Raw genomic sequence first — 22,007 nt, forward strand, 5'->3', positions numbered from 1 at the left:
AAAATAGGTTTGTATTTACTTGGTGTATCATAACTTTTGTGATTTGCTCACTCGTTGCCTATGAAACAACTGAAAAACCGTGCGAAAGCTGTACGGATTCAGCGGACCGAGTAAATCGGTCTTGTTTTTTAGCCGAATGTTCAAATGTGAGAGCACTCCATGGAAAACAAATGCTTGGAAAGCGGGGAGATGTCTTACAATAAGGAGGTGAAACGAAAAAGCCTATGGATCCTATAATTACTGTTGTCATTGTGCTCGTTGCCCTGCTGATCGGCTTGGGTGCAGGCTACTTCACTCGTAAATCGATTGCGGAAGCGAAGATCTCCAGTGCAGAAGAAGCTGCACGACAGATCGTGGAGGAAGCCAAACGGGACGCCGAAGCCGTTAAGAAGGAGAAGGTGCTGGAAGCAAAGGATGAAGTGTTCAAGCTTCGATCCGAAGCGGAAACTGAATTGCGTGAGAGACGCAATGAGATCCAGCGTCAGGAACGACGAATTCTACAAAAAGAAGAATCGTTGGACCGCAAGATGGAACAGTTGGAGCGCAAAGAAGAAGAATTGTCTGAGCGTGACCGTACCATCGCAGAACTGCAAAGCAAGGTAGAGCACTTATATAAAGAACAAGTATCAGAGCTAGAACGAATCTCCGGCTTGACGCAGGATGAGGCGAAGACGATCATTCTGACTGATGTGGAGAATACTGTCCGCCACGAAATGGCTGTGATGATCAAGGAGATTGAGACTCAGGCCAAGGAAGAAGCGGACAAGCGTGCTCGTGAGATCATTACGACCTCCATTCAACGTTGTGCAGCAGACCACGTAGCAGAAACAACCGTTTCTGTGGTTACGTTGCCAAATGATGAGATGAAGGGACGTATTATCGGACGCGAAGGACGTAACATTCGTGCCCTGGAAACGTTGACTGGTATCGATCTGATTATTGACGATACTCCAGAAGCAGTCATCCTGTCTGGCTTCGATCCGATTCGTCGGGAAATCGCCAAGACAGCGTTAGATAAACTGGTCGCAGACGGCCGCATTCACCCAGCTCGCATCGAGGAAATGGTGGAAAAAGCACGTCGCGAAGTAGACGAGCGAATCCGTGAATACGGTGAGCAAGCAACGTTTGAAACAGGCGTTCACGGCTTGCATCCAGATCTGATCAAGATTCTCGGACGCTTGCGTTATCGTACAAGCTACGGTCAAAACGTACTGAAGCACTCTATGGAAGTGGCACATCTCGCCGGTTTAATGGCGGCAGAACTGAAAGAAGATGTGAAGCTGGCCAAACGTGCAGGTTTGCTGCATGATATCGGAAAAGCAATTGACCATGAAGTAGAAGGTTCACACGTTGAAATCGGTGTTGAACTGGCTAAGAAGTACAATGAGCACCACGTAGTAGTGAACAGTATTGCGTCTCATCACGGTGATACCGAACCAACTTCCGTCATTGCTATGCTCGTGGGAGCTGCTGACGCTCTGTCTGCCGCACGCCCAGGTGCACGCCGTGAGACATTGGAAACATATATCAGACGTTTGGAGAAACTGGAAGAGATCTCTGAGTCGTTCGATGGCGTAGAAAAGTCTTATGCGATCCAAGCAGGACGCGAAATTCGCGTGATGGTTCAACCTGATAAGATTGACGATGCGGAAGCTACCCGTCTGGCACGGGATATCACGAAACGAATTGAAAATGAACTTGACTACCCAGGTCATATTAAAGTAACGGTTATCCGTGAAACACGGGCAGTTGAGTATGCAAAGTAAAGTGGCTGCGTGCCACTTTACTTTTTTTGTAGCGCAACGAAGGACACACCAAATGCTTGACGAAGTCAAGTTTTCTAATGAGCAGAGGAATTGTGTATACTAGCAATGAGGTGATTTGGTAATGAAGTTGTTATTCATTGGAGATATTATGGGCTCGCCTGGCAGAGAGATCGTGAAAACATATTTGCCGTTACTGAAACGAAAATACAGCCCTACCTTTATCGTAGCAAATGGAGAGAACGCTGCGCATGGTCGCGGGATCACAGAGAAAATTACCAAGGAGCTTTTCGAGTGGGGTGTTCACGCGATTACGCTCGGGAATCATACGTGGGACCAAAGAGAAATTTTCGATTTTATTGATGATGAGCCGCGGATGATTAGACCCGCGAACTTCCCAGAAGGGGCTCCCGGAAAAGGGATTACATACATCAAACAACCTGAAGGGGAACTAGCTGTCATTAATTTGATGGGGCGTACGTTCTTGCCACCGCTCGACTGTCCATTTCAAATGGCTGACAAGCTAGTGGAGCAAGCTCGGAAGCGTACGAAGTTCATTTTTGTAGACTTTCATGCAGAAGCTACATCGGAGAAGCAAGCTATGTCATGGTACCTAGATGGGAAGGTAACAGCGGTCGTGGGGACGCATACCCATGTGCAAACCGCTGATGAACGTATTTTGCCTCAAGGAACCGGATTTTTGTGTGATGTGGGAATGTGTGGCCCAAGTAACGGCATTTTGGGGATGGAACGCGAAGCAGTTATTAAGAAATTTTTGACGCAGCTCCCTGTTCGCTTTGAGGTAGCGCCAGATCCTGCGCAGTTGAATGCAGTGCTGATTACTCTAGATAAAGCGACTGGGCATGCGAAAAAAATGGAACGAATCAGAATTGACTCCGACCATCCGTTTATGGAATAATGAGAATAAGATTAGAATTTTTTGAATCTTTCAAGCGAGTTAGCAGGAATTTTTAGGGGTTATGCGAATATCATTCTAATGATGACAGGATTCCTATCAGACGGGAGGTTCAAAAAGGATGGAAGTATTAAAAGTTTCAGCAAAGTCTAACCCCAATTCCGTTGCTGGTGCCCTTGCCGGAGTTCTTCGTGAACGAGGAGCCGCTGAGATCCAAGCCATTGGTGCTGGGGCGCTTAATCAAGCTGTGAAGGCAGTAGCAATCGCACGAGGGTTCGTAGCGCCGAGTGGAGTTGACCTCATTTGTATTCCAGCCTTTACCGACATCGTGATTGATGGAGAAGAACGAACTGCAATCAAATTAATCGTAGAACCCAGATGATACAACTGCAAATGCTTCACCTGCCTGTTTGTTCGAAGAATGAACAGGTTTTTTCGTTTGTCCAGAAGTATAACCTCCGAAGTCATCGAAGAGAAGGAGCGTTTCCATATGAAAATCTTTGATGCGCATAGCGATGTATTATGCAAGCTATGGCAGAACCCTGATTTGGACTTTTATAAAGAAGACAAGCTCTTGCAAACGGGTTTTACCGTCCTTGAAAAAGGGAATGTAGACATACAAGTGCTTGCCTGTTTCGTCCCTTCTCAGGTGCCGTTTGGACGTCGCTTTCATTCTGTACTAGAAATGATCGATATTTTTTATCAAAAGGTGGCCAGTGATAAATTCCGGCCGATTTTCACAAAGGCCGATTTGACTGAATGCGTATTAAAGGGACAGAAAGGGGCTATTCTGTTTGTAGAAGGTGCGCATGCATTAGAAGAGAGTCTGGTTCAGCTACGTACGTGGTTCCGGCTTGGTGTACGAGGAATGACGCTGACCTGGAATCATGGCAATGCCCTAGCAAGTGGAAATGGAGAGCCGAATCCAGGTGGACTTACTTCATTTGGACGAGAAGTCATAGAAGAAATGAATCGGCTGGGGATGATCATTGATGTTTCGCATTTGGCCGACCCAGGATTCTGGGATGTACTAGAATGCTCAAAAGCACCAGTGATCGCATCCCACTCGAACGTGAGAAGCCTATGCAATCACTCTCGCAATTTGACGGATGAGCAAATTCGAGCGTTAATCGCCAAAGATGGCGTGATTGGCTTGACGTTTGTAGACTTCTTTACCGTGCCGGACAAGCGCACGGTTTGGATGGATGACTTGCTGCGCCACTTGGATCACATCTGCGCGTTGGGTGGCGTAAACCACGTAGGTTTTGGCTCCGATTTCGATGGTATTACCGAGACGTTTGGGGACATGGCATCCGCGGCAGATTACTCCCAGTTACTAGAAGCTTTGTTAAAACGATATAAAGAGGCGGAAGTATTGAAATTTGTGCAAGGAAATTGGTTGCGTGTTTTCGGAAACGTGCTACAATAAAGCATGAGGATATTAATGTACCAAGTTCAACATTAAAATTCAGGTCAAAAGTAAGTTGAGTAAAAGCACTTGCAATTTGACATGGACAGGACTACAATTGTTACTGTCTATGCACAGAAATGTCACATCTTATCAGTCTTTTCAAGGTGTGATAGGGCAGCTTTTCTCACAGTCACTGAAAGGGTGGAATCTGAATGATTAGTCAACTTTCCTGGAAAGTTGGAGGACAGCAAGGGGAGGGCATCGAGAGTACTGGTGAGATTTTCTCGATGGCAATGAACCGGATGGGGTACCATCTGTATAGCTACCGTCACTTCTCTTCCCGTATTAAGGGTGGACACACGAACAATAAAATTCGCGTGAGCACAACGCCAATGCGTGCGATCTCTGACGATCTGGACATTCTCGTAGCGTTTGACCAAGAGACGATCGATTTCAATGCGCATGAGTTGCGTGAAGGCGGTATCATTATCGCGGACGCGAAATTTAATCCAAAGTTGCCGGACGGCTTGAAGCCAGTTCGCTTCTTCACTGTACCACTGACTGAGATCGCTGATGAGCTGGGAACTTCCCTGATGAAAAACATGGTGTCGATTGGTGCATCCAGTGCCATCCTCGGCATTTCAGTGGAAAGCTTCCGTCCCATTGTTGAAGATATGTTCCTCCGCAAGGGCGAAAAAGTGGTTGAAAAGAACATGGATGCCATTCGCCGCGGTTTTGATTTTGTAAATGAATTGACTGGTGGTCAACTGCCTGAGTTCCAAATGGAAAAGGCTGATCCACAAAAACAACTGTTCCTCATCGGTAACGATGCGATCGCTCTGGGTGCTGTAGCAGCAGGCTGCCGTTTCATGCCAGCTTACCCGATCACACCTGCTTCCGAGGTAATGGAATACTTGATTAAAAAGCTGCCTAAATTGGGCGGTACTGTTATCCAAACAGAAGACGAGATTGCTGCAATTACGATGGCAATCGGTGCTAACTTCGCGGGTGCTCGTTCCTTGACTGCTTCTGCAGGTCCTGGTCTGTCCCTGATGATGGAAGCAATTGGTCTGGCTGGTATCACGGAACAACCAGTTGTAATCGTGAACACACAGCGTGGTGGCCCATCTACTGGTATGCCTACCAAAATCGAGCAATCCGATGTGAATGCTATGATCTACGGTACGCATGGTGACATTCCAAAAGTAGTGATCGCGCCAAGCACAGTAGAAGAGTGCTTCTACGATGCAGTTGAAGCGTTTAACATTGCGGAAGAATACCAACTGCCTGTTATCCTGATGACAGACTTGACGCTGTCCTTGGGTAAACAAACCGTTGTTCCATTTGACTACAGCAAAGTAGAAATCCGCCGCGGAAAACTGCTTGCTGGACAAGAATTGCCAGAAAAAGAGCAAAACGACCTGTTCAAACGTTATGAAGTAACAGAAGACGGCGTTTCTCCTCGTGTTATTCCTGGTCAAAAATACGGTCTGCACCACGTAACTGGTGTTGAGCATGATCAAACTGGTCGTCCATCTGAGAATGCTGCAAACCGTATTCAACAAATGGATAAACGTATGCGCAAAATGGAAGGCGTCCTGAAAAGCTTCAAAGGCGCTGTAACAGCAGATGCTCCTCACGCTGATGCGGATGTTCTGGTTGTGGGTATCAACTCCACAATTGGTACTATTCAAGAAGCAAAAGGCCGTCTGGAACAAGAGGGAATGAAAGTAAACCATGCACAAATCCGTTTGCTGCATCCGTTCCCAACTGAAGAAATCAAAGCACTCGTAGATAAAGCGAAGAAAGTTGTTGTTGTTGAGCACAACGCTCAAGCGCAAGTAACAAGCTTGCTCAAACAACACGTTGGAAACGCTGAAAAAATCGAATCCGTGCTTAAATATGACGGTAACCCATTCCTGCCGAAGGAAATCTATGCTGAAGTGAAGGAGCTGGTAAAAAATGGCGACTATGAAAGAGTTTCGAAATAACGTAAAGCCAAACTGGTGCCCAGGCTGTGGAGACTTCTCCATCCAAGCGGCTATTCAACGCGCTGCAGCGAACGTAGGTCTGGAACCTGAAAATCTGGCAGTTGTTTCCGGTATCGGTTGCTCTGGTCGTATTTCCGGCTACATCAACTGTTATGGTTTCCACGGTATTCACGGACGTTCCCTGCCAATCGCACAAGGTGTGAAAATGGCGAACCGCGAGCTGACAGTTATCGCAGCAGGTGGTGACGGGGATGGTTTCGCGATCGGTATGGGCCATACTGTACACGCTATCCGTCGTAATATGAACGTTACGTACATCGTAATGGATAACCAAATCTACGGTCTGACAAAAGGTCAAACCTCCCCGCGTTCCGCGACTGGTTTCGTGACCAAGTCTACACCGGCAGGTTCCATCGAGTCCTCGATTTCTCCAGTTGAACTGGCGCTGTCTGTAGGTGCGACATTCGTTGCTCAATCCTTCTCCAGCGATCTGAAGGGCTTGACTGAACTGATTGAAAAAGGTATCCAACACGAAGGCTTCTCCTTGATCAACGTATTCAGCCCTTGTGTAACCTACAACAAGGTAAACACATACGACTGGTTCAAAGAGAACATCGTACCAGTAGACACGCTCGAAGGATACGATCCACATGACCGTATCAAAGCAATGTCTACCTCTATGCAACACAAAGGCCTGATTACAGGTCTGATCTACCAAAACACTGAGCAAAAACCTTACGAAGCTCTCGTAAATGGCTTCAAAGAAGAAGGTTTGGTGAACCAAGACATTCGCTTGTCTGAAGAAGACTTCGAAAAATTGGTTAAAGAATTTGCTTAAGTTTGATAGAGTGAAAAACCTCTCCTTAACGGGAGAGGTTTTTTTGTTACATGCGTTCGCGCCACTGCCTGTACACGAGCATGACAAGGAAAAAGACGACCAGTTGACCAAAGAGTGGATATAGGAAGCGGAGAAGCGAGCTAAACCCGATAAAACTGATCAAATAGCAAATCAGCAAAATCCCGAGTAAAATAGTCGGCCCTCGAAGTGGGGTAACTTGTCTAATCTGTTGGGCTAGACCAAAAACGTTGGCCACAAGAGTCGAGAAAATTTCGGCATACACCAATAGGGAGAATAAAAAAGGAATGGTTGGCCCCAAGCCTTGCAGCACAGCAATCATAGGCATTTCCGCGTGATGGATTCCCGGCATTTTTACAGAGAGAGAAGCATAGGCGAGCAAGAGCAGAAGGCCTATTCCCAATCCTCCTATGATTCCCCCCAGGATGAGAGGCTTCTCGCTTGTACTCTGTCTACCCATCGGAATCAAAACCGCTTGTGTAAGCGTGACATTTAAGGCAACATAATAAAAGGGAGAACTAAGCCACGCCCAAGGCCGTAACGATTCAACGACGACATTCGTATCTAACCATGGCTTCGTATAAAGGAAGACAAGTACAGTAAAGCCAATGAGCATCGGAACAAAAATGCTGTTCACGTGATGGATGGCAAACAGCCCTTTTTTCGTCACGAAAAAAATCAAAATCATGCTAAACCAAATGCCGATTTGGGGAGATAATCGAAATGACTCCCAAAAAATCGCGCCGGTAGCAGCGAGCATGACTGAGGTAGTGCCTAGCAATACGGTTAAGAGCAAGGTATTAAATACAGTGCCAAACGGATGCCCAAATAAATAGGTGCTGACTTCTTGATAGGAATCGGCCTGAATCCGATAGGCAATCAGCATGACGCGGATGCCTGCCCAAATAAACAGCGTCGTCGCCAGAATGATGCCCACTAAGCCTTGTGTTCCATATTGAACAAAGAACTCTACAATTTCTTTGCCTGAGGCAAAACCAGCTCCTACGACTGTCCCAATATACGTAAAAGCGATCTGCCATGCGGCTCTCCATGTTCCTTGCATCTCAGACCTCCTGTCCTACCTTATTCCATCCTATGAGAGGGAGTGAACCGAATATGCGCGTTACCGTGTTAGGCTATCAATCTCCTTATCCTGGCCCAGGGGGTGCTACTCCGGGTTACCTAATTGAAACAGACCGTGTCAAAATTCTTCTCGACTGCGGGAGCGGTGTTCTTGCTCAGTTAGGCAAGCATTTGCCCATTTATGAGCTGGATGCCATGCTCTTATCTCACTATCATCATGATCATGTTGCGGATGTAGGAGTGATGCAGTACGGTTTAATGGTTCATCAGCTATTTGGCCAAAGACCTGCTGACAAGCCGCTTCCGATCTACGCTCCTGCGCTGCCATTGGCGAATGCTCAGACATTGGTGTATCGAGATGCGACCACATTTACCCCAATCACCGAAGAAACGTCTGTTACCATTGGGGACGTCTCGATTACTTTTTTACGGACAGACCATGGTGATGGAGATCCATGCTACGCCATGCGTTTGGAAGCAAACGGTCATGTCCTCGTATACGGAGCTGACAGTGGACCAGGTACAGCCTGGGAGGGCTTTGCGAATCAAGCGGATTTGTTTATTTGCGAGGGGACCTATCTGGATTACAATTTACCAGCCAAGCAAAATGGGCATCTGTCTGTTCGCCAAGCGGCAGAACTGGCACAATCCTTATTCTGCCGTTCTTTATTAGTTACGCATTTGTTTTACGGCTATGATGAGTCTAAAGTATTCGCGGAGGCCAATGCCTTTGCTGCAGGTCCAGTTTATGCGGCGCGCATCGGCCTGCAAATCGATTTATAACAAGGTTTGTGTACATAGAGAGGAGAGTTGACTGTGTTTCCAAATGTATTAGAAGTTGCACGTAAATTAATCCGTGAACGGGTACAAGTAGGAGAAACTGTTGTAGACGCCACGATGGGGAATGGAAATGACACCTTATTTCTTGCGCAATTGGTGCAAGAAGAGGGGAAGGTAATCGCCTTCGATATCCAGCCGCAGGCGATCGAGAAAACACGAGAGAGACTTGAAAGAGAAGGTCTGGCGAACAGGGTAGAAATGATGCTCGCCAGTCATGAGGAAATTGACAAGCTGGAGATTAGTGCCGCGGCGATCATGTTTAATTTGGGCTATTTACCGGGTGGAGACAAAGAAATCACAACACAAGCGAGTAGTACCATTCAGGCGATTCAATCAGGGTTGAGGGTGCTCAGACCAGGCGGAATCATGACAGTCATGATTTATTGGGGGCATTCGGCGGGAGAGACGGAAAAAGAGGCAGTAGAAGCATTTTGCCACGAGCTAAGCCAATTGGATTATTTGGTTTTAAAATATCAATATATCAATCAGCAAAACCAAGCCCCATTTTTACTGGCTATCGAACGCCGGGGACAATAAAAAGAACGAAATGCGATCCTTTCCCGGGCAAGCGCAGCATCCGACATCATTCCTATGAGAAAGCAATTATTTTGTCAGTTCGCGAAAGAGGTGTACAAAAATAGGCACGCTCTTGCCCTTTCTGGCACATACCCTATGTGAGAGCAATGTGGCAAGGGGGATCTACGTGGACAGAATCGGGATAATGTTGGATTGGGCCCTTATGGAGAAAGGTATTCAAGGCCTCAAGTCATATGAGCGTCTGCCTTATTATGTCGAAATCGGAAGAGAGCTTGGATTGGAGCCTGTTTTTTTCCATCCGCGGCATGTGAAGCCAGGAGATGAAAGGGTCAAGGGATATTTTTGGAACGGAAATCGACTCGTCTCCCAACTGGTTTCAGTCCCGCGCGTCATCCACAATCGTGTGTTGACAGGGGATACAAAAGCACGAAATGTGATTCGAAGATTGAGCCAAAAGAAGACGGTGTTCAATGGCTTGGTTGTACGGGATAAGAGAAGAGTACACCAGATGCTCTGGAAAAACGAACACATCCGCAGCTATCTGCCACATACCGTTCCTTATTCCATGGAGCAGTTGCGTCAGTTCTTGGATAATTACCAGGTGGTGTACGTCAAGCCTTCGATTGGATCAGTCGGAATTGGGGTAGCACGTATTGAACGGCATAGAGGCAATTATCACTTCATTGCCTCGAAAAAGCGGCAGATTTTATCTCATTCGCAGATACTCTCCACGGTGCGACGTTGGGTCGGTAACAAAAGATTTTTGATCCAGCGAGGAATTCCATTGGCGCGCTATGGAGGAAAAACGTTTGATATTCGTGTTTCGGTGCAGAAAAACAAAGAGAAACAGTGGACTGTGAGCGGGATGGTTGCCAAGGTCGCCAATCAGAAAAACAAGCTGAGCAATCTCTCTCGAGGTGGGACAGCAGTGCCGTTTTCGGAAGCTTTGGTACCCATCTTTCCTGAAGTGAAACAACAACAAGCGGTCATCGAAAGAGTTGGTATAGCGGCGGTGGAAATTGCGAAGCAGTATGGTCGGCATTTTTCATCATTAGCAGATTTAGGGATGGATATGGGAATTGACGAGCGAGGCAATCCGTATTTAATTGAAGTCAATGTGCGTGATCAGCGCTATTCTTTTTTCAAGGCAGGAGAGAAGGCGATGTTTAAACAAACGTACCGTCATCCACTGGAATATGCGCAGACATTACTCGCTGAAAAAAAGAACCGGAAGCATCAGCTTCTATCGCCAAGCTATTTACTCTAAAGAAGTAACGCAGAAGAATGTGAAAAAGACGGTGGCATTTATTGCCCCGTCTTTTTGTATGCCGTGACCTACGATTCTGCCGGCTGTTGTTGGTCAGCCAAAGGAAAGGGCAGATTGCGAAAGTGACGATATACCAAAGCCAATATCGATTTTCGAGTCAAGATTCCTTGGAAATAGTGTTCGTCGTCTTCAATGCAGACGAAAGGGTGATTAATGGAAACTTCCAATGCTTTCAAAAATTCATCGGTGTCACGCAATCGAGGGACCTTCGTATCCATCACATCATCTACAATATGTTCGGACATACGCTCGGTCTCGAAGCGTTCCAAACCTAGAGTCTTATTCATGATCATATTCGTGCTGATTAACCCATGCAAACGATACTGATGATCCAGTACAGGAACGGCTGAATAGCCGGACTTGATTAGGACTAGCAGGGTGTGCTCAAGCGAATTACCTAACTGCACATGTGCGACCTTTGTGGACGCGATTATGAGATCTTTGATCGGAATATGTAACAAAGGGATCTCTTGATTCATTCAGATCCACCACCTTTTCTTTCTGTCGTCTATAGCAGTAAGCACTGCTCGTGGTCCTCTTCTATGATACCGTAAGCGAGGTACAAACGGTAGGGCTACATTTAGAAAACTTGGCGTCACCAAGCCTTTGACGGGGCATTAGACGAAAAAAAGCCCGGCAGTTACGCCAGGCAAGTAATCGAGGTGTGGAACAATCGTCCCTAGTACTAGTATGGGAGATCATATTGTTTTTTACATTAGGAGTTTAGAGGAAACCAGTGTATCCCTTACGCTTTATACGTTTGATTTTTGAAAATCGGTTTTGCTTCCATACGTTTTCTTCGATTGAACCAAAAGGACATCGTCGTCAATTCGAAAAGGAAAATGCACAGTGGCGGTGTAATTACGAACATGCCGAGGACCAATGACGGCGTCGACCAGCCTAGTCGATGAATGACGTAGCTCTGCAGTAAGAACAAGATTAACGGATGAACCAAATAGATAGCCATATTTTGTTTGGCCAACCGGGCAAGCCATGGACCGAGTTTAGGCAGTTTACCGAGATAACTGGATGCAGGGTAAAAGCTGATGATCACACAGAGTGTGTACACCAAGTAAAGCGGTTCGAAAATATTCATGCTCTCGTAATAGCTTTTGGAGCCGGAAAGATAGCCGTACGCCATCCAAACAGCTGCACTTGCCATCACAACGATAGAAGGTATTTGAAGGCGTTTCACCCACGTCCGCCATTTATCCACATTCATTCCGGCATAAGCGCCGAGTGCAAAAGTAAATACGTACATGAAAACATAATGTTGCCCGTAAACATAACTGTGCTGGATGAGGGACAGGAATGGGTTTGAAGCCCAATCGATGGCCCATAACGGCTGAATGAACAAATAGCGGTAGAGAACGTACAGACCAGCCTGTCCAATAAATAGCGCGATGATCCAGCGGAAGTTCAAGTACCGTTCCATCCACGGTTTGATCAGGCAAAACAACAAGCAAAGCTGCAAGTAAAGCGGAATGTAATACAGGTGGTAGAACGAACTGCCATTAAACAGACTTTCGAAAAACGGTCCAACCAGCACGGCCGGGTCAAAAGTTTGGTGTTTAAAATAGGTGAAGATGGCCGTCCAAATTACATAAGGCAAAATAACCGCGCGCCAGCGTTTTTTCCAGAAAGCACGCCAATCCAATTGTCGGTGCTGATACCAGTAAAACAACAACATGCCAGTTGCAAATATAAACAAAGAACGACCGAATTTTAACAAGATGATTAGAACGGCTTGTAAATCACTATTCCACGGATACGTCTTCTCATTTGAGAGAAAAAAACTGAGGATGTGAATCATCAAGACAGTAAGAGCCCCAAAAACAAAAAGGGCATTCAGATCCTGAAACGTCCCCTTTCGATTGCTATTCATAATTCCTCCAGAATTTTTCCGGCAGCACCTGGAGAATCAAAAGCAAATATAATGCCCGTTATTCGGGTAAGTGCCAGTCAGGTGCGGCCAGTTCTTTTGCGGTATAAGAAAATAAGTGTAATCGTTGTGACAAATGATGCCTCGACTCTGTCACTAACTCATTTTGCACATAAAAGGGGGTAGGTGATACAGCCCACTCAGAACGGATTGTCTCCAATAGACGTGCTTTTACATCATCCATAGTGGCCAATTTTCCAGTCAAACTCGCAATGCTGCCAACGGTAGAAGCATCGATGGAAGGAATTGGCTTATGATTTTGCATTTCATCCAAGCCGGCAAGACGGTAAAAGTGCTCCATCCATTCCCCTCGTGGCCGATCGTCGACGTTAATGCATAACTGCAAAATAGAGCCATGTCGCGTGCGTCTTTGTGCCATACCTCCGATTTTTTTACCGTGAATGGAAAAATCGTATTCGCCTGCACAGTAGGAACCCGTCACTTCTCCAAATTCTAGCTTCCCATAATCGCGCAGGCCCACATCAAGAAGCTGGGCAACAAATGAGAAGAAGGAGTCAATGGAAATCGAAGTGTCAGGTAATAAACAAGCCATATTGAGAACGCCAGCATCAAGCGGAACACAAGCTCCACCAGATGAGCGAAGAACACAACCAAAGCCATCTTGACCGAACTTGCGCAAGGCTTGCTGCAGATGAGGAAGCTTGGCGTCTCTACGGCCGAGATACAGCGCCTGATCGTACACCCAGAGATGAATCACAGGGGTTGCAGATTCAAATTGCATACTGGCTGCCAACGCTTCATCACGGATTAAAGGTTCAAGTGGACTATCCTGGTAGGTACCGGAGTCCATCCAGCGAAACGGTTGATTAACAGAAAACGACATAGGAAGGCTCCTTCACAGGACAAGAATAGCTACCATTATAACATCTGAAATGCGTTTATTTCTACGTTTTCGCTATCTTTTTTCCATTTGGTAGAACATGCATGTCAAAGAGAGTGAAAAAATACCCGACAGGCCAAGATAGCTTGTCGGGTCAAAATATGGTTCTTTATTTAGTCTCCTTGAAGGAGAAATTGTCCAGATAGGTCGTTTTGCGAGGCGCGTTTTCAATTGCCTCTTCTTGCAGGTACAGACCGAGCTTTGTGCCTTCTTGTTTTACATACTGTTGACCGAACAAGTATTGATCGTTCAGGTAGATGGAAACGGTGTTCTCGTTAACTTCTACTTTTAAGCGATTGCTGGATTTCAGCTTGTAGGAGCTAGAAGTAATGATGTCAATATCGTCTTCGTCGACATCATTCACTTTCCCTAAAACAACGCGATCTTTTTGGACGAATACAACATTGGCTTTTCCGTCTTTACCGTTGAAGTAAAGGCCTCCTAAACCTTCACTGCCTACGACATTGACATCGACGCTCAATTCGTATTTCTTAACTTTGTCAGACTCATTCCAATTCAGTGGCAGGAAGTAGTGATCCAGATCATCGTCATCGGATTCCGCTGTCACTTGTTTGCTAGCGACCTCCCATTTTCCTGTCGCTTTGTCTGTATTCCAGTTTTTCAATTTGGAATCAGAGAAGGAATCGCTGATATTGATTCGCTCTGGTTCTGGCTGAGGCTGCGGTTGACCAGGGGTAGGGAATACAATTTTGATCTCATCATCATCGTCACGATCCAAAATAGCACGATAAAGCAGAGAAGCAGCTTCCGCACGAGTAATCGGATCTTGTGGACGGAAATTGCCATTGTATCCTTTCATCAGATCAGTTTGGATCGCAATCGCAATATACGGACGCAGAGCTGACGAAATATCATCGTAATCACGGAACTTTTTCAATTGATTCAGGTCGGCTTTGTACTTTTGATCATAGCCCAACAGGCGTACCAATGCGACAGCAATGTCTTCACGTACTGCAGCTTGATCTGGCTTATACGTGTAGGTGGAGCCGGATTTGTAACCAGTCAAGTAAGGCTTGGCGTATTCCACATACAGAAATGCCCAGTGATGACGCGGAACATCCTTAAAGGTTTGGTCGACGTAGCGTTTGTTTATATCTACATCTGCTGCTGCGATCATAATTTTGGCAAATTCGGCGCGGGTAACTTCATTGTTCGGTCTAAACGTCCCATTGTCGTATCCTTTGATGATCCCTTTTGCCGCCATCTCCGTAATTTCCTTGTATGCCCAATGGCTACGTGGAACGTCTGAGAACGAAGGAGTGGAAGCGGCACCGACGACTGGGATAATCGTTAAGAACATCAACACCGACAAAAATACGGCTAGTGCTCTTTTCATGTTAACCTCCTCAAAATGGCAATGTAGTTTTTGTTGACTGCTATTCAGACGGCGAGTGGGCTTGTATTGTTGCAGGAGAAAAAATATTATGGTGAAAATAGGAAAAAAGACGGAGTTCCAAATGGTAAGGGCATGCTTGTTTGATTTGGATGGAACGCTTTTGGAGCGGGCAGGGGTTAACAAACCGGGAATACCCAGTGATGATCGGCACGGTCTCTCGCCGTTTCGTACATTTTTTGCCTCATAATGGTTATTAAGCATTAGCTTTTGTATCACCCAAAATGATATAATTCTTTATTGGTTACTTATGTAGATGATTTTAGTTGAGGTGATACATGATGAAGGAAACGAAAGAGGCGACTGTGGACTTAAAATCCGTTAAGTCTCCAAAGAAAACGGAAGACTATGCGAAATACTTCCAGGCCCCCTCTCTGAAAGATGCGAAAAAGCGTGGTAAGGAAGAGATTTTAGTCCATTACGATTTTAATATCCCAGAAGACATGCAGCACATCGGAAAAGGAAAGCGTTATCACGTTCGTACGTATGGCTGCCAAATGAACGAGCATGATTCGGAGACGATTTCTGGTATTTTGCAGGCAATGGGCTATACCTCCTCTGATTCTGTCGAAGATGCGGATGTTATCCTATTTAACACCTGTGCGATCCGCGAAAATGCAGAGGATAAAGTATTTGGAGAGCTTGGACACATGAAGCGGCTCAAGAATAACAATCCGAATCTGATCCTCGGTGTTTGCGGTTGCATGTCCCAAGAAGAGAAAGTTGTGAAGAAAATCCTGAAAAGCTACCAGCAGGTCGACTTGATTTTTGGAACGCACAATATTCACCGTCTGCCAGAGCTGTTGCGTGATGCGATGTTCAGTAAAGAAATGGTGATTGAGGTTTGGTCCAAAGAAGGCGATATCGTCGAAAATATGCCGAAGCTCCGCGAAGGAAACACCAAGGGCTGGGTTAACATCATGTACGGCTGTGACAAGTTCTGTACGTACTGTATCGTGCCGTATACCCGCGGAAAAGAGCGCAGTCGACGCCCGGAAGATGTTATCGCGGAAGTGCGTGATCTCGCTCGCCAAGGCTTTAAGGAAATCATGCTTCTTGGACAAAACGTCAATGCGTATGGGAAAGATTTTGAGGACATCGAGTATGGTTTTGGAGACCTGATGGACGAGGTCCGCAAGATTGATATCCCGCGTGTGCGCTTCACAACAAGTCATCCGCGTGATTTTGACGACCACTTGATCGAGGTGCTGGCAAAGGGCGGCAACCTGGTGGAGCAAATCCATTTGCCTGTCCAATCCGGTTCGACAGAAGTACTCAAGCGGATGGCGCGCAAATATTCTCGTGAGCATTATTTGGAGCTCGTTCGCAAAATCAAGGACGCGATCCCGAATGTCTCGCTTTCTACCGATATTATTGTTGGCTTCCCAGGCGAAACAGATGAGCAGTTTGAAGATACTATTTCGATGGTGGAAGAGGTCAAGTATGAATTTGCGTATACCTTCATTTACTCCCCACGTGAAGGTACACCGGCTGCTGTCATGGAAGACAACGTTCCAATGGAAGTGAAAAAAGCGCGCTTATATCGACTCAATGAAGTGTTGGCTCGCATCGCACTGGAGCAGAACAAAAAACTGCAGGATCAGGTTGTCGAGGTACTGGTGGAAGGCGAATCGAGGACGAATGCGGAAGTGCTCGCGGGTCGTACGCGTACGAACAAGTTGGTCCATTTCACTGGCGACAAATCCTTGATCGGACAGTATGTGCACATAAAAATTACAGATGCGAAAACGTGGACACTCCACGGAGAACTCGTATCCAAAGTTGAGGTGTAGGTCATTATGGAACAAACAAACGTGTATACCCAGAAAGAAATTCTTGATAAAGCTCGCGAACTTGCAGCTATGATCACGCGTACGAATGAAGTCGATTTCTTCAAACGTGCCGAATTGCAAATCAAGCACAATGAACGTGTGCAAGATTTGATTGACACCTTGAAGCAGAAGCAAAAGCAAATGGTGATGTTTGAATCCATCAACAAGCCGGAACTGGTGAAAAAAGTGGAAGGCGAGTACAACCAATTGCATGAGGAGCTGGATTCCATTCCAATCGTGACGGAATTCAAGCAATCGCAAGTCGATGTGAATGATCTATTGCAAATGGTCACGAACGTGATCACGAACACCGTTTCGGAGCGTATTATTTTAGATACAGGCGGAAACCCATTGACTGGAGAGACGGGTGGCGGGCCTGAAAAGAAAAAATCTGGTGGCTGCTGCTCCTAATTCTTGATAGAAAGCCTTCCCGGCGCTGTATTGATGAGTACCCAACAACTTTCCCAAATATAAGGTGGTTGTTTGCACGCTAGTCGAATGCCCTGCATACAAATGTACAGAAACGTTGTATGGAGGAGGTAACGAAATGTCGGGTATAGACAAAGATCTACAGTGCCGGGAACTTATCGCGAAAGCAGTCTGCGGCAAAGGCCATAAATTTTCTACTACAACCCACACCATCATACCGTCGCAAACTCCTTCGACGATCCTCGGATGCTGGATTATAAACACGAACTTCCAAGCAGAGAAAGTCGGAGATGCCGTTGAAGTATCTGGTATGTATGACGTCAACCTGTGGTTTTCGTTTGCTAATAACACGCAAACCGAAGTCAAGCGGGAAACTGTTAAGTTCTCCGTACTCGTACCGCTTACGTTCTTCGACAAGAACTGCAGAGGCGATCTGGAAATCGTTGCACGCGCCGTGGAGCAACCGAAGTGCATAAAAGCGGAGTTAAGTGGTGGTGGCACAATCACAGTCAGAGTTGAAAGCGAATATGCAGTAGAGGTCATTGGAGAAACAAAGGTGTGCGTTGTTGTCTGCAATAGTTGTGATGACAAAGAGTTCCATCTGGTTGACGACTTTGAAGATAACAGTGACGAGTTTGATGACTTTGATTCCGCTACGCTACTCGACGAGCTCGACTAAAGAGGAGAAATTATCTCCTCTTTTTTTTTTTTTTCGGATGCGTACCATCCACACTTTTTTCTGGGCGCAGTCATAAGATAACGAGAGAATAGCGGGGGAGTGTGGAAGGCATGATTCTACGCACAAAGGCGAGTCAGCGAGCTAACAAGCAGGAAACGCCAGTAACACAACCGATGACGGCTAACGCTAAAGAAGTCGTAGCGTATTTGCATCGTCCAGAAATCGGGCGCTGGTTGCTCCGGCAAGGGAGAATACCTGTAACGACAGGAAAAGCAGCGCGACCGGGCTGGCGGACATATAGGATCTGCCTTTACCAAGACTATGTACTAGATATCGCCAGGAGCGAGGAGCAATCACAATGGCTGCTGCACCGGATGCAGGAACCTGAGTGGCAATCCGTTTCCCTGCCTTCCACCGAAACGGAGGTACAGGTGGTGCAAGGGCTGGCTGCGCGCAGTTTGTATGCCGCTGGAGCCGATGCGGGTCAAGTGACGATCATGGCGGCTTCTCCCCATCGGCTTAAGGTCGTCGAGGTGGAACCAAATTGGCCAGCCAAGGATGCTGACGAATATATGCAGCGGGCTCGAGACTGGTGGGAAGGTCGGATGCGCAAACAGCCGCAAAAGCTGCAAAGCTTGGGGGCTGATCCCGAGTTTGCTTTACGCAAGCCCACAGGAGAGATGGCACTTGCTTCTGACTTCCTGAGTATTAATGGCACGGTTGGATGTGATACGACACGCTATCGGGAAGAATTAGGTCTCCATCAGCACCCGGTTGCAGAGTTGAGACCTGCGCCCTCGGAGGACCCTGATCAATTATTTATGCATATCTACGATAATCTGGCACTCGCATACAAGAAAATAGGGAATTCGTCTATCGAATGGCTCGCTGGCGGAATGCCGTTTCAAGGTTATCCAATCGGCGGGCATATTCATTTTGGCGGGCTTACCCCTACTTTTTCTCTTCGGCGAAAATTGGATGCGTACTTGGCTCTTCCCCTTGTTCTGATTGAGGATGCAGGCTGTATGAGCCGCAGAGAGCGATATGGATTTTTGGGGGATGTAAGGGAGAAGGAATATGGATTCGAATATCGTACACTCCCCAGTTGGCTCGTTGATCCCCTTGTCACTCGAGGTATTCTTCATTTGGCCCATTTGGTTGCAACCAATCACGAGAAGCTACAAGCGACGCCTCATCTAAAGCTCCCGCTCATCAAAGCGTACTACCAGGGCGAAAAAGAAAAGCTCCTGCCGTACGTTGCCCAAGTCTGGCAAGAATTAAAGGAACTACCAGGCTATACACTGTCACGAATTCATTTAGATCGATACTTTTCTTTTTTAATCGAAAGCCAATCGTGGAGAACGGATGAAGACCTTCGCAAGACATGGAAGCTAGCATAAACAGATCTACCATTGGATGCAGGGTCAACATTACCGTACAATCATGATATAATAGCGACGAGAATTCGTAGGCTAGGAGAAGAAAATCATGGCTCAATATACCCCGATGATTCAACAGTATCTGGCTATCAAAAAAGATTATCCGGATACTTTCTTATTTTTTCGCTTAGGCGATTTTTATGAACTGTTTTTTGATGACGCCATTCTTGCGTCCCGTGAGCTGGAAATTACACTGACGGGACGTGAGGGTGGTGGTTCTGAGCGCATACCAATGTGTGGTGTTCCACATCATGCGGCAGATGGCTATATTGCAGAGCTACTGAAAAAAGGACATAAAGTAGCCGTTTGTGAGCAAGTCGAAGATCCAAAAGAAGCCAAAGGGGTCGTTCGCCGGGAAGTTACACGCGTCATTACTCCGGGAACGATGATGGAAGGCAAATGGCTGACGGATAAGGAAAACAATTATATGGCAGCGTTGGCCCAAGTAGAAGGGCGAACAGGTGTTGCTGCGTGTGATTTGAGTACAGGCGAGATGTACGTTACCTCTTTGGTGGGACAAGCAGAGGCTTTTCTGGATGAAGCCTTGCAATATCGCCCCAAGGAGCTCGTCTTTTTTGGCCTCGCTATTTTGCCGAAGACAGCATTGCCATCTACAGTCGTGGATGCAAACCAGTTGGACGCATTTGCGGTGGATAGTCAATATGCGGAGCAGGCAAAAGGGCTGGATATGTCCATGCGAGCGGCGGTCAATACTCTCTTGTTCTACATAGGGACGACGCAAAAACGCAGTCTTGCCCATATGCGCCTGTTAAAACAGTACGAAGCAAAGCAGTATCTGCAAATGGACGGCTTTTCCAGACGCAATTTGGAATTGACAGAGACCATTCGCGATAAGACGAAAAAAGGCTCTCTGTTGTGGCTGTTAGATCGGACTCAAACCGCAATGGGTGGTCGTCTTTTGCGCAGATGGATTGAGCGCCCATTGCTCAGTCGCGATCAGTTGGAGGCACGTTTGAGCGCTGTGGAAGCCTTGAAGGGTGACATGCTGCTTCGCTCCGATTTACGGACTTGCTTGGATCGTGTCTATGATTTGGAGCGTCTGGCGGGCCGTATTTCCTACGGGAATGCGAACGCAAGAGATCTCATACAGCTACGGATGTCTTTGGAAGCTGTTCCAGAGCTGAAGCAGTTTATGATTCAAACAAATACGCCAGTATTGATGGAGCTTGCGCAAGGGATGGATGAGTGTACGGATATCGTCAACTATTTGGCTCATGCGCTCGTGGATGATCCCCCGATATCGGTTCGTGAAGGCGGAATGATTCAGACGGGATACGATGAGTACCTGGACAAGCTCCATACGGCAAGTCGTGAAGGGAAAACGTGGATTGCCCAACTAGAGCAGGGAGAACGAGAAGCGACAGGGATTCGTTCACTCAAAGTAGGCTTCAATAAGGTGTTCGGCTATTACATCGAAATATCGAAGTCTAATATCGCCAACGTTCCAGCGGGGCGGTATGAGCGCAAGCAAACTTTGGCTAATGCAGAGCGGTACATCACACCAGAGTTGAAGGAACGTGAAGCGCTCATTCTTGAAGCGGAAGAAAAGATGATTGAGTTGGAATATCAACTGTTCGTAACGGTAAGAAGTGAGGTCGCGAAGCATATACCAAGACTGCAGAATCTCGCTGAGCGTATTGCATCTGTGGATGTTCTTCAGGCATTTGCTACGGTAAGTGACGAGCGCGGTTTTATACGTCCTGAGCTTGTGGAAAGCGGCGATTACGTCATTACAGAAGGGCGTCATCCAGTAGTGGAAGCCGTTCTGGAGCGCGAAAAATACGTGGCAAATGACGTGGAGATGGATCAGACGAATCGCCAAGTTTTGCTCATTACGGGTCCAAATATGGCAGGTAAGAGTACGTACATGAGACAGATCGCCTTGATTACGGTGATGGCACAGATCGGTTGCTTCGTTCCGGCTAAACAGGCCAAGCTGGCGATTGTTGATCAGATCTTTACTCGAATCGGGGCAGCCGACGATTTGGTAGGTGGTCACAGTACGTTTATGGTGGAAATGCTGGAGACCAGACACGCCCTGCAAAAAGCGACAGCGAAGAGCTTGATCCTACTTGATGAAATTGGCCGCGGGACTTCGACGTACGATGGAATGGCGCTTGCACAAGCAGTCATTGAGTACATTTGCCAAAAAATCGGTGCCAAAACACTCTTCTCGACGCACTACCATGAGTTGACCGGGTTAGCAGAGACGTTGAGTGGTGTCGTGAATGTCAACGCTCGATGCGAAGAACGGGAAGGAAAGCTCTTGTTCCTTCACAAAATTGAAGAAGGTCGAGCAGATAAAAGTTATGGAATCCATGTGGCTGAGCTGGCTGAAATGCCGACCTGGGTCATTGAACGGGCGCGCAGTATCTTAACTGGGCTTGAAGCGAATGGAAATGCAGGGAATGGAAATGCAGCGAGTGACGTGCAAATGTCGCTCGAAACGCTATGGACGGCACCAGTTGCTGCGGTGCGTGAAGAACCGATACAGTTCACGTCGGCGGAGGAAGAAGCGATTATGGCTGAACTGCGCGAGCTGGATTTGAATTCAACGACGCCAATGGACGCCATGATGAAGCTATATGCATGGAAACAGCAATTGAAAAAGCGATAGGGTTCGTCC

20 protein-coding genes are annotated in these 22,007 nt (G+C 46.8%); 15 read left to right on the forward strand and 5 right to left on the reverse strand.

The window, feature by feature from the left end; genetic code table 11:
- Positions 1-224 precede the first annotated feature (224 nt).
- The 6 genes from rny (at position 225) to POF51_RS08690 (ending at position 6,919) form a co-directional block, all read left to right on the forward strand.
- Complete coding sequence (gene rny, locus POF51_RS08665; protein ID WP_069849189.1) at positions 225-1,766, forward strand: ribonuclease Y; 1,542 nt, start codon at positions 225-227, stop codon at positions 1,764-1,766.
- Positions 1,767-1,887: 121 nt separating this feature from the next.
- Positions 1,888-2,682 carry a TIGR00282 family metallophosphoesterase gene (locus tag POF51_RS08670; RefSeq protein ID WP_069849186.1) on the forward strand — a complete coding sequence of 265 codons (795 nt, stop codon included), beginning with the start codon at positions 1,888-1,890 and terminating at the stop codon, positions 2,680-2,682.
- A 118-nt stretch (positions 2,683-2,800) separates the two neighbouring features.
- A complete protein-coding gene (gene spoVS, locus POF51_RS08675; protein WP_003385776.1) occupies positions 2,801-3,061 on the forward strand; it encodes a stage V sporulation protein SpoVS in 261 nt (86 codons plus the stop codon).
- Between the two features lie 108 nt (positions 3,062-3,169).
- Positions 3,170-4,108 carry a dipeptidase gene (locus tag POF51_RS08680; RefSeq protein ID WP_271755016.1) on the forward strand — a complete coding sequence of 313 codons (939 nt, stop codon included), beginning with the start codon at positions 3,170-3,172 and terminating at the stop codon, positions 4,106-4,108.
- A gap of 194 nt (positions 4,109-4,302) precedes the next feature.
- The gene (locus POF51_RS08685) at positions 4,303-6,081 is read left to right on the forward strand and encodes a 2-oxoacid:acceptor oxidoreductase subunit alpha (RefSeq protein ID WP_017249256.1); all 1,779 of its coding nucleotides are present in this window, start codon (positions 4,303-4,305) and stop codon (positions 6,079-6,081) included.
- Positions 6,053-6,919, forward strand: coding sequence for a 2-oxoacid:ferredoxin oxidoreductase subunit beta (locus POF51_RS08690; protein WP_007719146.1), 867 nt, complete (start codon positions 6,053-6,055; stop codon positions 6,917-6,919). Before POF51_RS08685 ends, POF51_RS08690 begins: the two co-directional genes overlap by 29 nt.
- A gap of 46 nt (positions 6,920-6,965) precedes the next feature.
- Here POF51_RS08690 and POF51_RS08695 read toward each other — a convergent pair whose 3' ends face one another.
- Positions 6,966-8,000: a YkvI family membrane protein gene (locus POF51_RS08695; RefSeq protein ID WP_069849181.1), complete on the reverse strand. Its 1,035-nt coding sequence runs from the start codon at positions 7,998-8,000 to the stop codon at positions 6,966-6,968.
- Positions 8,001-8,053: 53 nt separating this feature from the next.
- Between POF51_RS08695 and POF51_RS08700 the strand changes: the two genes are divergently transcribed.
- The 3 genes from POF51_RS08700 (at position 8,054) to POF51_RS08710 (ending at position 10,664) form a co-directional block, all read left to right on the forward strand.
- A complete protein-coding gene (locus tag POF51_RS08700; protein ID WP_069849179.1) occupies positions 8,054-8,803 on the forward strand; it encodes an MBL fold metallo-hydrolase in 750 nt (249 codons plus the stop codon).
- 33 nt (positions 8,804-8,836) lie between these two features.
- Complete coding sequence (locus tag POF51_RS08705) at positions 8,837-9,397, forward strand: tRNA (mnm(5)s(2)U34)-methyltransferase (protein WP_017249253.1); 561 nt, start codon at positions 8,837-8,839, stop codon at positions 9,395-9,397.
- A gap of 166 nt (positions 9,398-9,563) precedes the next feature.
- Positions 9,564-10,664 carry a YheC/YheD family endospore coat-associated protein gene (locus tag POF51_RS08710; protein WP_069849177.1) on the forward strand — a complete coding sequence of 367 codons (1,101 nt, stop codon included), beginning with the start codon at positions 9,564-9,566 and terminating at the stop codon, positions 10,662-10,664.
- Between the two features lie 68 nt (positions 10,665-10,732).
- On the opposite strand, the gene cbpB is transcribed toward POF51_RS08710, so the two are convergent.
- The 4 genes from cbpB to POF51_RS08730 form a co-directional block, all read right to left on the reverse strand.
- On the reverse strand, positions 10,733-11,203 hold the full coding sequence (gene cbpB / locus POF51_RS08715) for a cyclic-di-AMP-binding protein CbpB (RefSeq protein WP_069849175.1): 471 nt from the start codon (positions 11,201-11,203) through the stop codon (positions 10,733-10,735).
- Positions 11,204-11,469: 266 nt separating this feature from the next.
- Positions 11,470-12,609, reverse strand: a complete 1,140-nt coding sequence (locus POF51_RS08720) for an acyltransferase (protein ID WP_069849173.1) — start codon at positions 12,607-12,609, stop codon at positions 11,470-11,472.
- A 58-nt stretch (positions 12,610-12,667) separates the two neighbouring features.
- The gene (locus tag POF51_RS08725; protein WP_271755032.1) at positions 12,668-13,510 is read right to left on the reverse strand and encodes a lipoate--protein ligase family protein; all 843 of its coding nucleotides are present in this window, start codon (positions 13,508-13,510) and stop codon (positions 12,668-12,670) included.
- Between the two features lie 166 nt (positions 13,511-13,676).
- The gene (locus POF51_RS08730) at positions 13,677-14,924 is read right to left on the reverse strand and encodes an S-layer homology domain-containing protein (protein ID WP_271755034.1); all 1,248 of its coding nucleotides are present in this window, start codon (positions 14,922-14,924) and stop codon (positions 13,677-13,679) included.
- Between the two features lie 88 nt (positions 14,925-15,012).
- Here POF51_RS08730 and POF51_RS08735 point away from each other — a divergent pair, with 88 nt between their 5' ends.
- The 6 genes from POF51_RS08735 (at position 15,013) to mutS (ending at position 21,998) form a co-directional block, all read left to right on the forward strand.
- Positions 15,013-15,171, forward strand: coding sequence for a hypothetical protein (locus POF51_RS08735; protein ID WP_170831605.1), 159 nt, complete (start codon positions 15,013-15,015; stop codon positions 15,169-15,171).
- 91 nt (positions 15,172-15,262) lie between these two features.
- Entirely contained in the window at positions 15,263-16,774 is a 1,512-nt protein-coding gene (gene miaB, locus POF51_RS08740) for a tRNA (N6-isopentenyl adenosine(37)-C2)-methylthiotransferase MiaB (RefSeq protein ID WP_017249246.1), read from the forward strand.
- 6 nt (positions 16,775-16,780) lie between these two features.
- Complete coding sequence (locus POF51_RS08745) at positions 16,781-17,224, forward strand: RicAFT regulatory complex protein RicA family protein (protein WP_017249245.1); 444 nt, start codon at positions 16,781-16,783, stop codon at positions 17,222-17,224.
- A gap of 136 nt (positions 17,225-17,360) precedes the next feature.
- A complete protein-coding gene (cotE, locus tag POF51_RS08750) occupies positions 17,361-17,921 on the forward strand; it encodes an outer spore coat protein CotE (RefSeq protein WP_017249244.1) in 561 nt (186 codons plus the stop codon).
- A gap of 110 nt (positions 17,922-18,031) precedes the next feature.
- Entirely contained in the window at positions 18,032-19,321 is a 1,290-nt protein-coding gene (locus tag POF51_RS08755) for a putative amidoligase domain-containing protein (RefSeq protein WP_271755038.1), read from the forward strand.
- A gap of 88 nt (positions 19,322-19,409) precedes the next feature.
- A complete protein-coding gene (mutS, locus tag POF51_RS08760) occupies positions 19,410-21,998 on the forward strand; it encodes a DNA mismatch repair protein MutS (protein ID WP_271755040.1) in 2,589 nt (862 codons plus the stop codon).
- The last annotated feature ends 9 nt before the right edge of the window (positions 21,999-22,007 follow it).

This window comes from Brevibacillus sp. AG, assembly GCF_028369215.1.
Taxonomy (GTDB): domain Bacteria; phylum Bacillota; class Bacilli; order Brevibacillales; family Brevibacillaceae; genus Brevibacillus; species Brevibacillus porteri.

Coding starts and splice junctions, on each gene's coding strand:
- rny (WP_069849189.1), top strand. CDS start 225: ATGGATCCTATAATTACTGTTGTCATTGTGCTCGTTGCCCTGCTGATC.
- POF51_RS08670 (WP_069849186.1), top strand. CDS start 1,888: ATGAAGTTGTTATTCATTGGAGATATTATGGGCTCGCCTGGCAGAGAG.
- spoVS (WP_003385776.1), top strand. CDS start 2,801: ATGGAAGTATTAAAAGTTTCAGCAAAGTCTAACCCCAATTCCGTTGCT.
- POF51_RS08680 (WP_271755016.1), top strand. CDS start 3,170: ATGAAAATCTTTGATGCGCATAGCGATGTATTATGCAAGCTATGGCAG.
- POF51_RS08685 (WP_017249256.1), top strand. CDS start 4,303: ATGATTAGTCAACTTTCCTGGAAAGTTGGAGGACAGCAAGGGGAGGGC.
- POF51_RS08690 (WP_007719146.1), top strand. CDS start 6,053: ATGGCGACTATGAAAGAGTTTCGAAATAACGTAAAGCCAAACTGGTGC.
- POF51_RS08695 (WP_069849181.1), bottom strand. CDS start 8,000: ATGCAAGGAACATGGAGAGCCGCATGGCAGATCGCTTTTACGTATATT.
- POF51_RS08700 (WP_069849179.1), top strand. CDS start 8,054: ATGCGCGTTACCGTGTTAGGCTATCAATCTCCTTATCCTGGCCCAGGG.
- cbpB (WP_069849175.1), bottom strand. CDS start 11,203: ATGAATCAAGAGATCCCTTTGTTACATATTCCGATCAAAGATCTCATA.
- POF51_RS08720 (WP_069849173.1), bottom strand. CDS start 12,609: ATGAATAGCAATCGAAAGGGGACGTTTCAGGATCTGAATGCCCTTTTT.
- POF51_RS08725 (WP_271755032.1), bottom strand. CDS start 13,510: ATGTCGTTTTCTGTTAATCAACCGTTTCGCTGGATGGACTCCGGTACC.
- POF51_RS08730 (WP_271755034.1), bottom strand. CDS start 14,924: ATGAAAAGAGCACTAGCCGTATTTTTGTCGGTGTTGATGTTCTTAACG.
- POF51_RS08735 (WP_170831605.1), top strand. CDS start 15,013: ATGGTGAAAATAGGAAAAAAGACGGAGTTCCAAATGGTAAGGGCATGC.
- miaB (WP_017249246.1), top strand. CDS start 15,263: ATGAAGGAAACGAAAGAGGCGACTGTGGACTTAAAATCCGTTAAGTCT.
- POF51_RS08745 (WP_017249245.1), top strand. CDS start 16,781: ATGGAACAAACAAACGTGTATACCCAGAAAGAAATTCTTGATAAAGCT.
- cotE (WP_017249244.1), top strand. CDS start 17,361: ATGTCGGGTATAGACAAAGATCTACAGTGCCGGGAACTTATCGCGAAA.
- POF51_RS08755 (WP_271755038.1), top strand. CDS start 18,032: ATGATTCTACGCACAAAGGCGAGTCAGCGAGCTAACAAGCAGGAAACG.
- mutS (WP_271755040.1), top strand. CDS start 19,410: ATGGCTCAATATACCCCGATGATTCAACAGTATCTGGCTATCAAAAAA.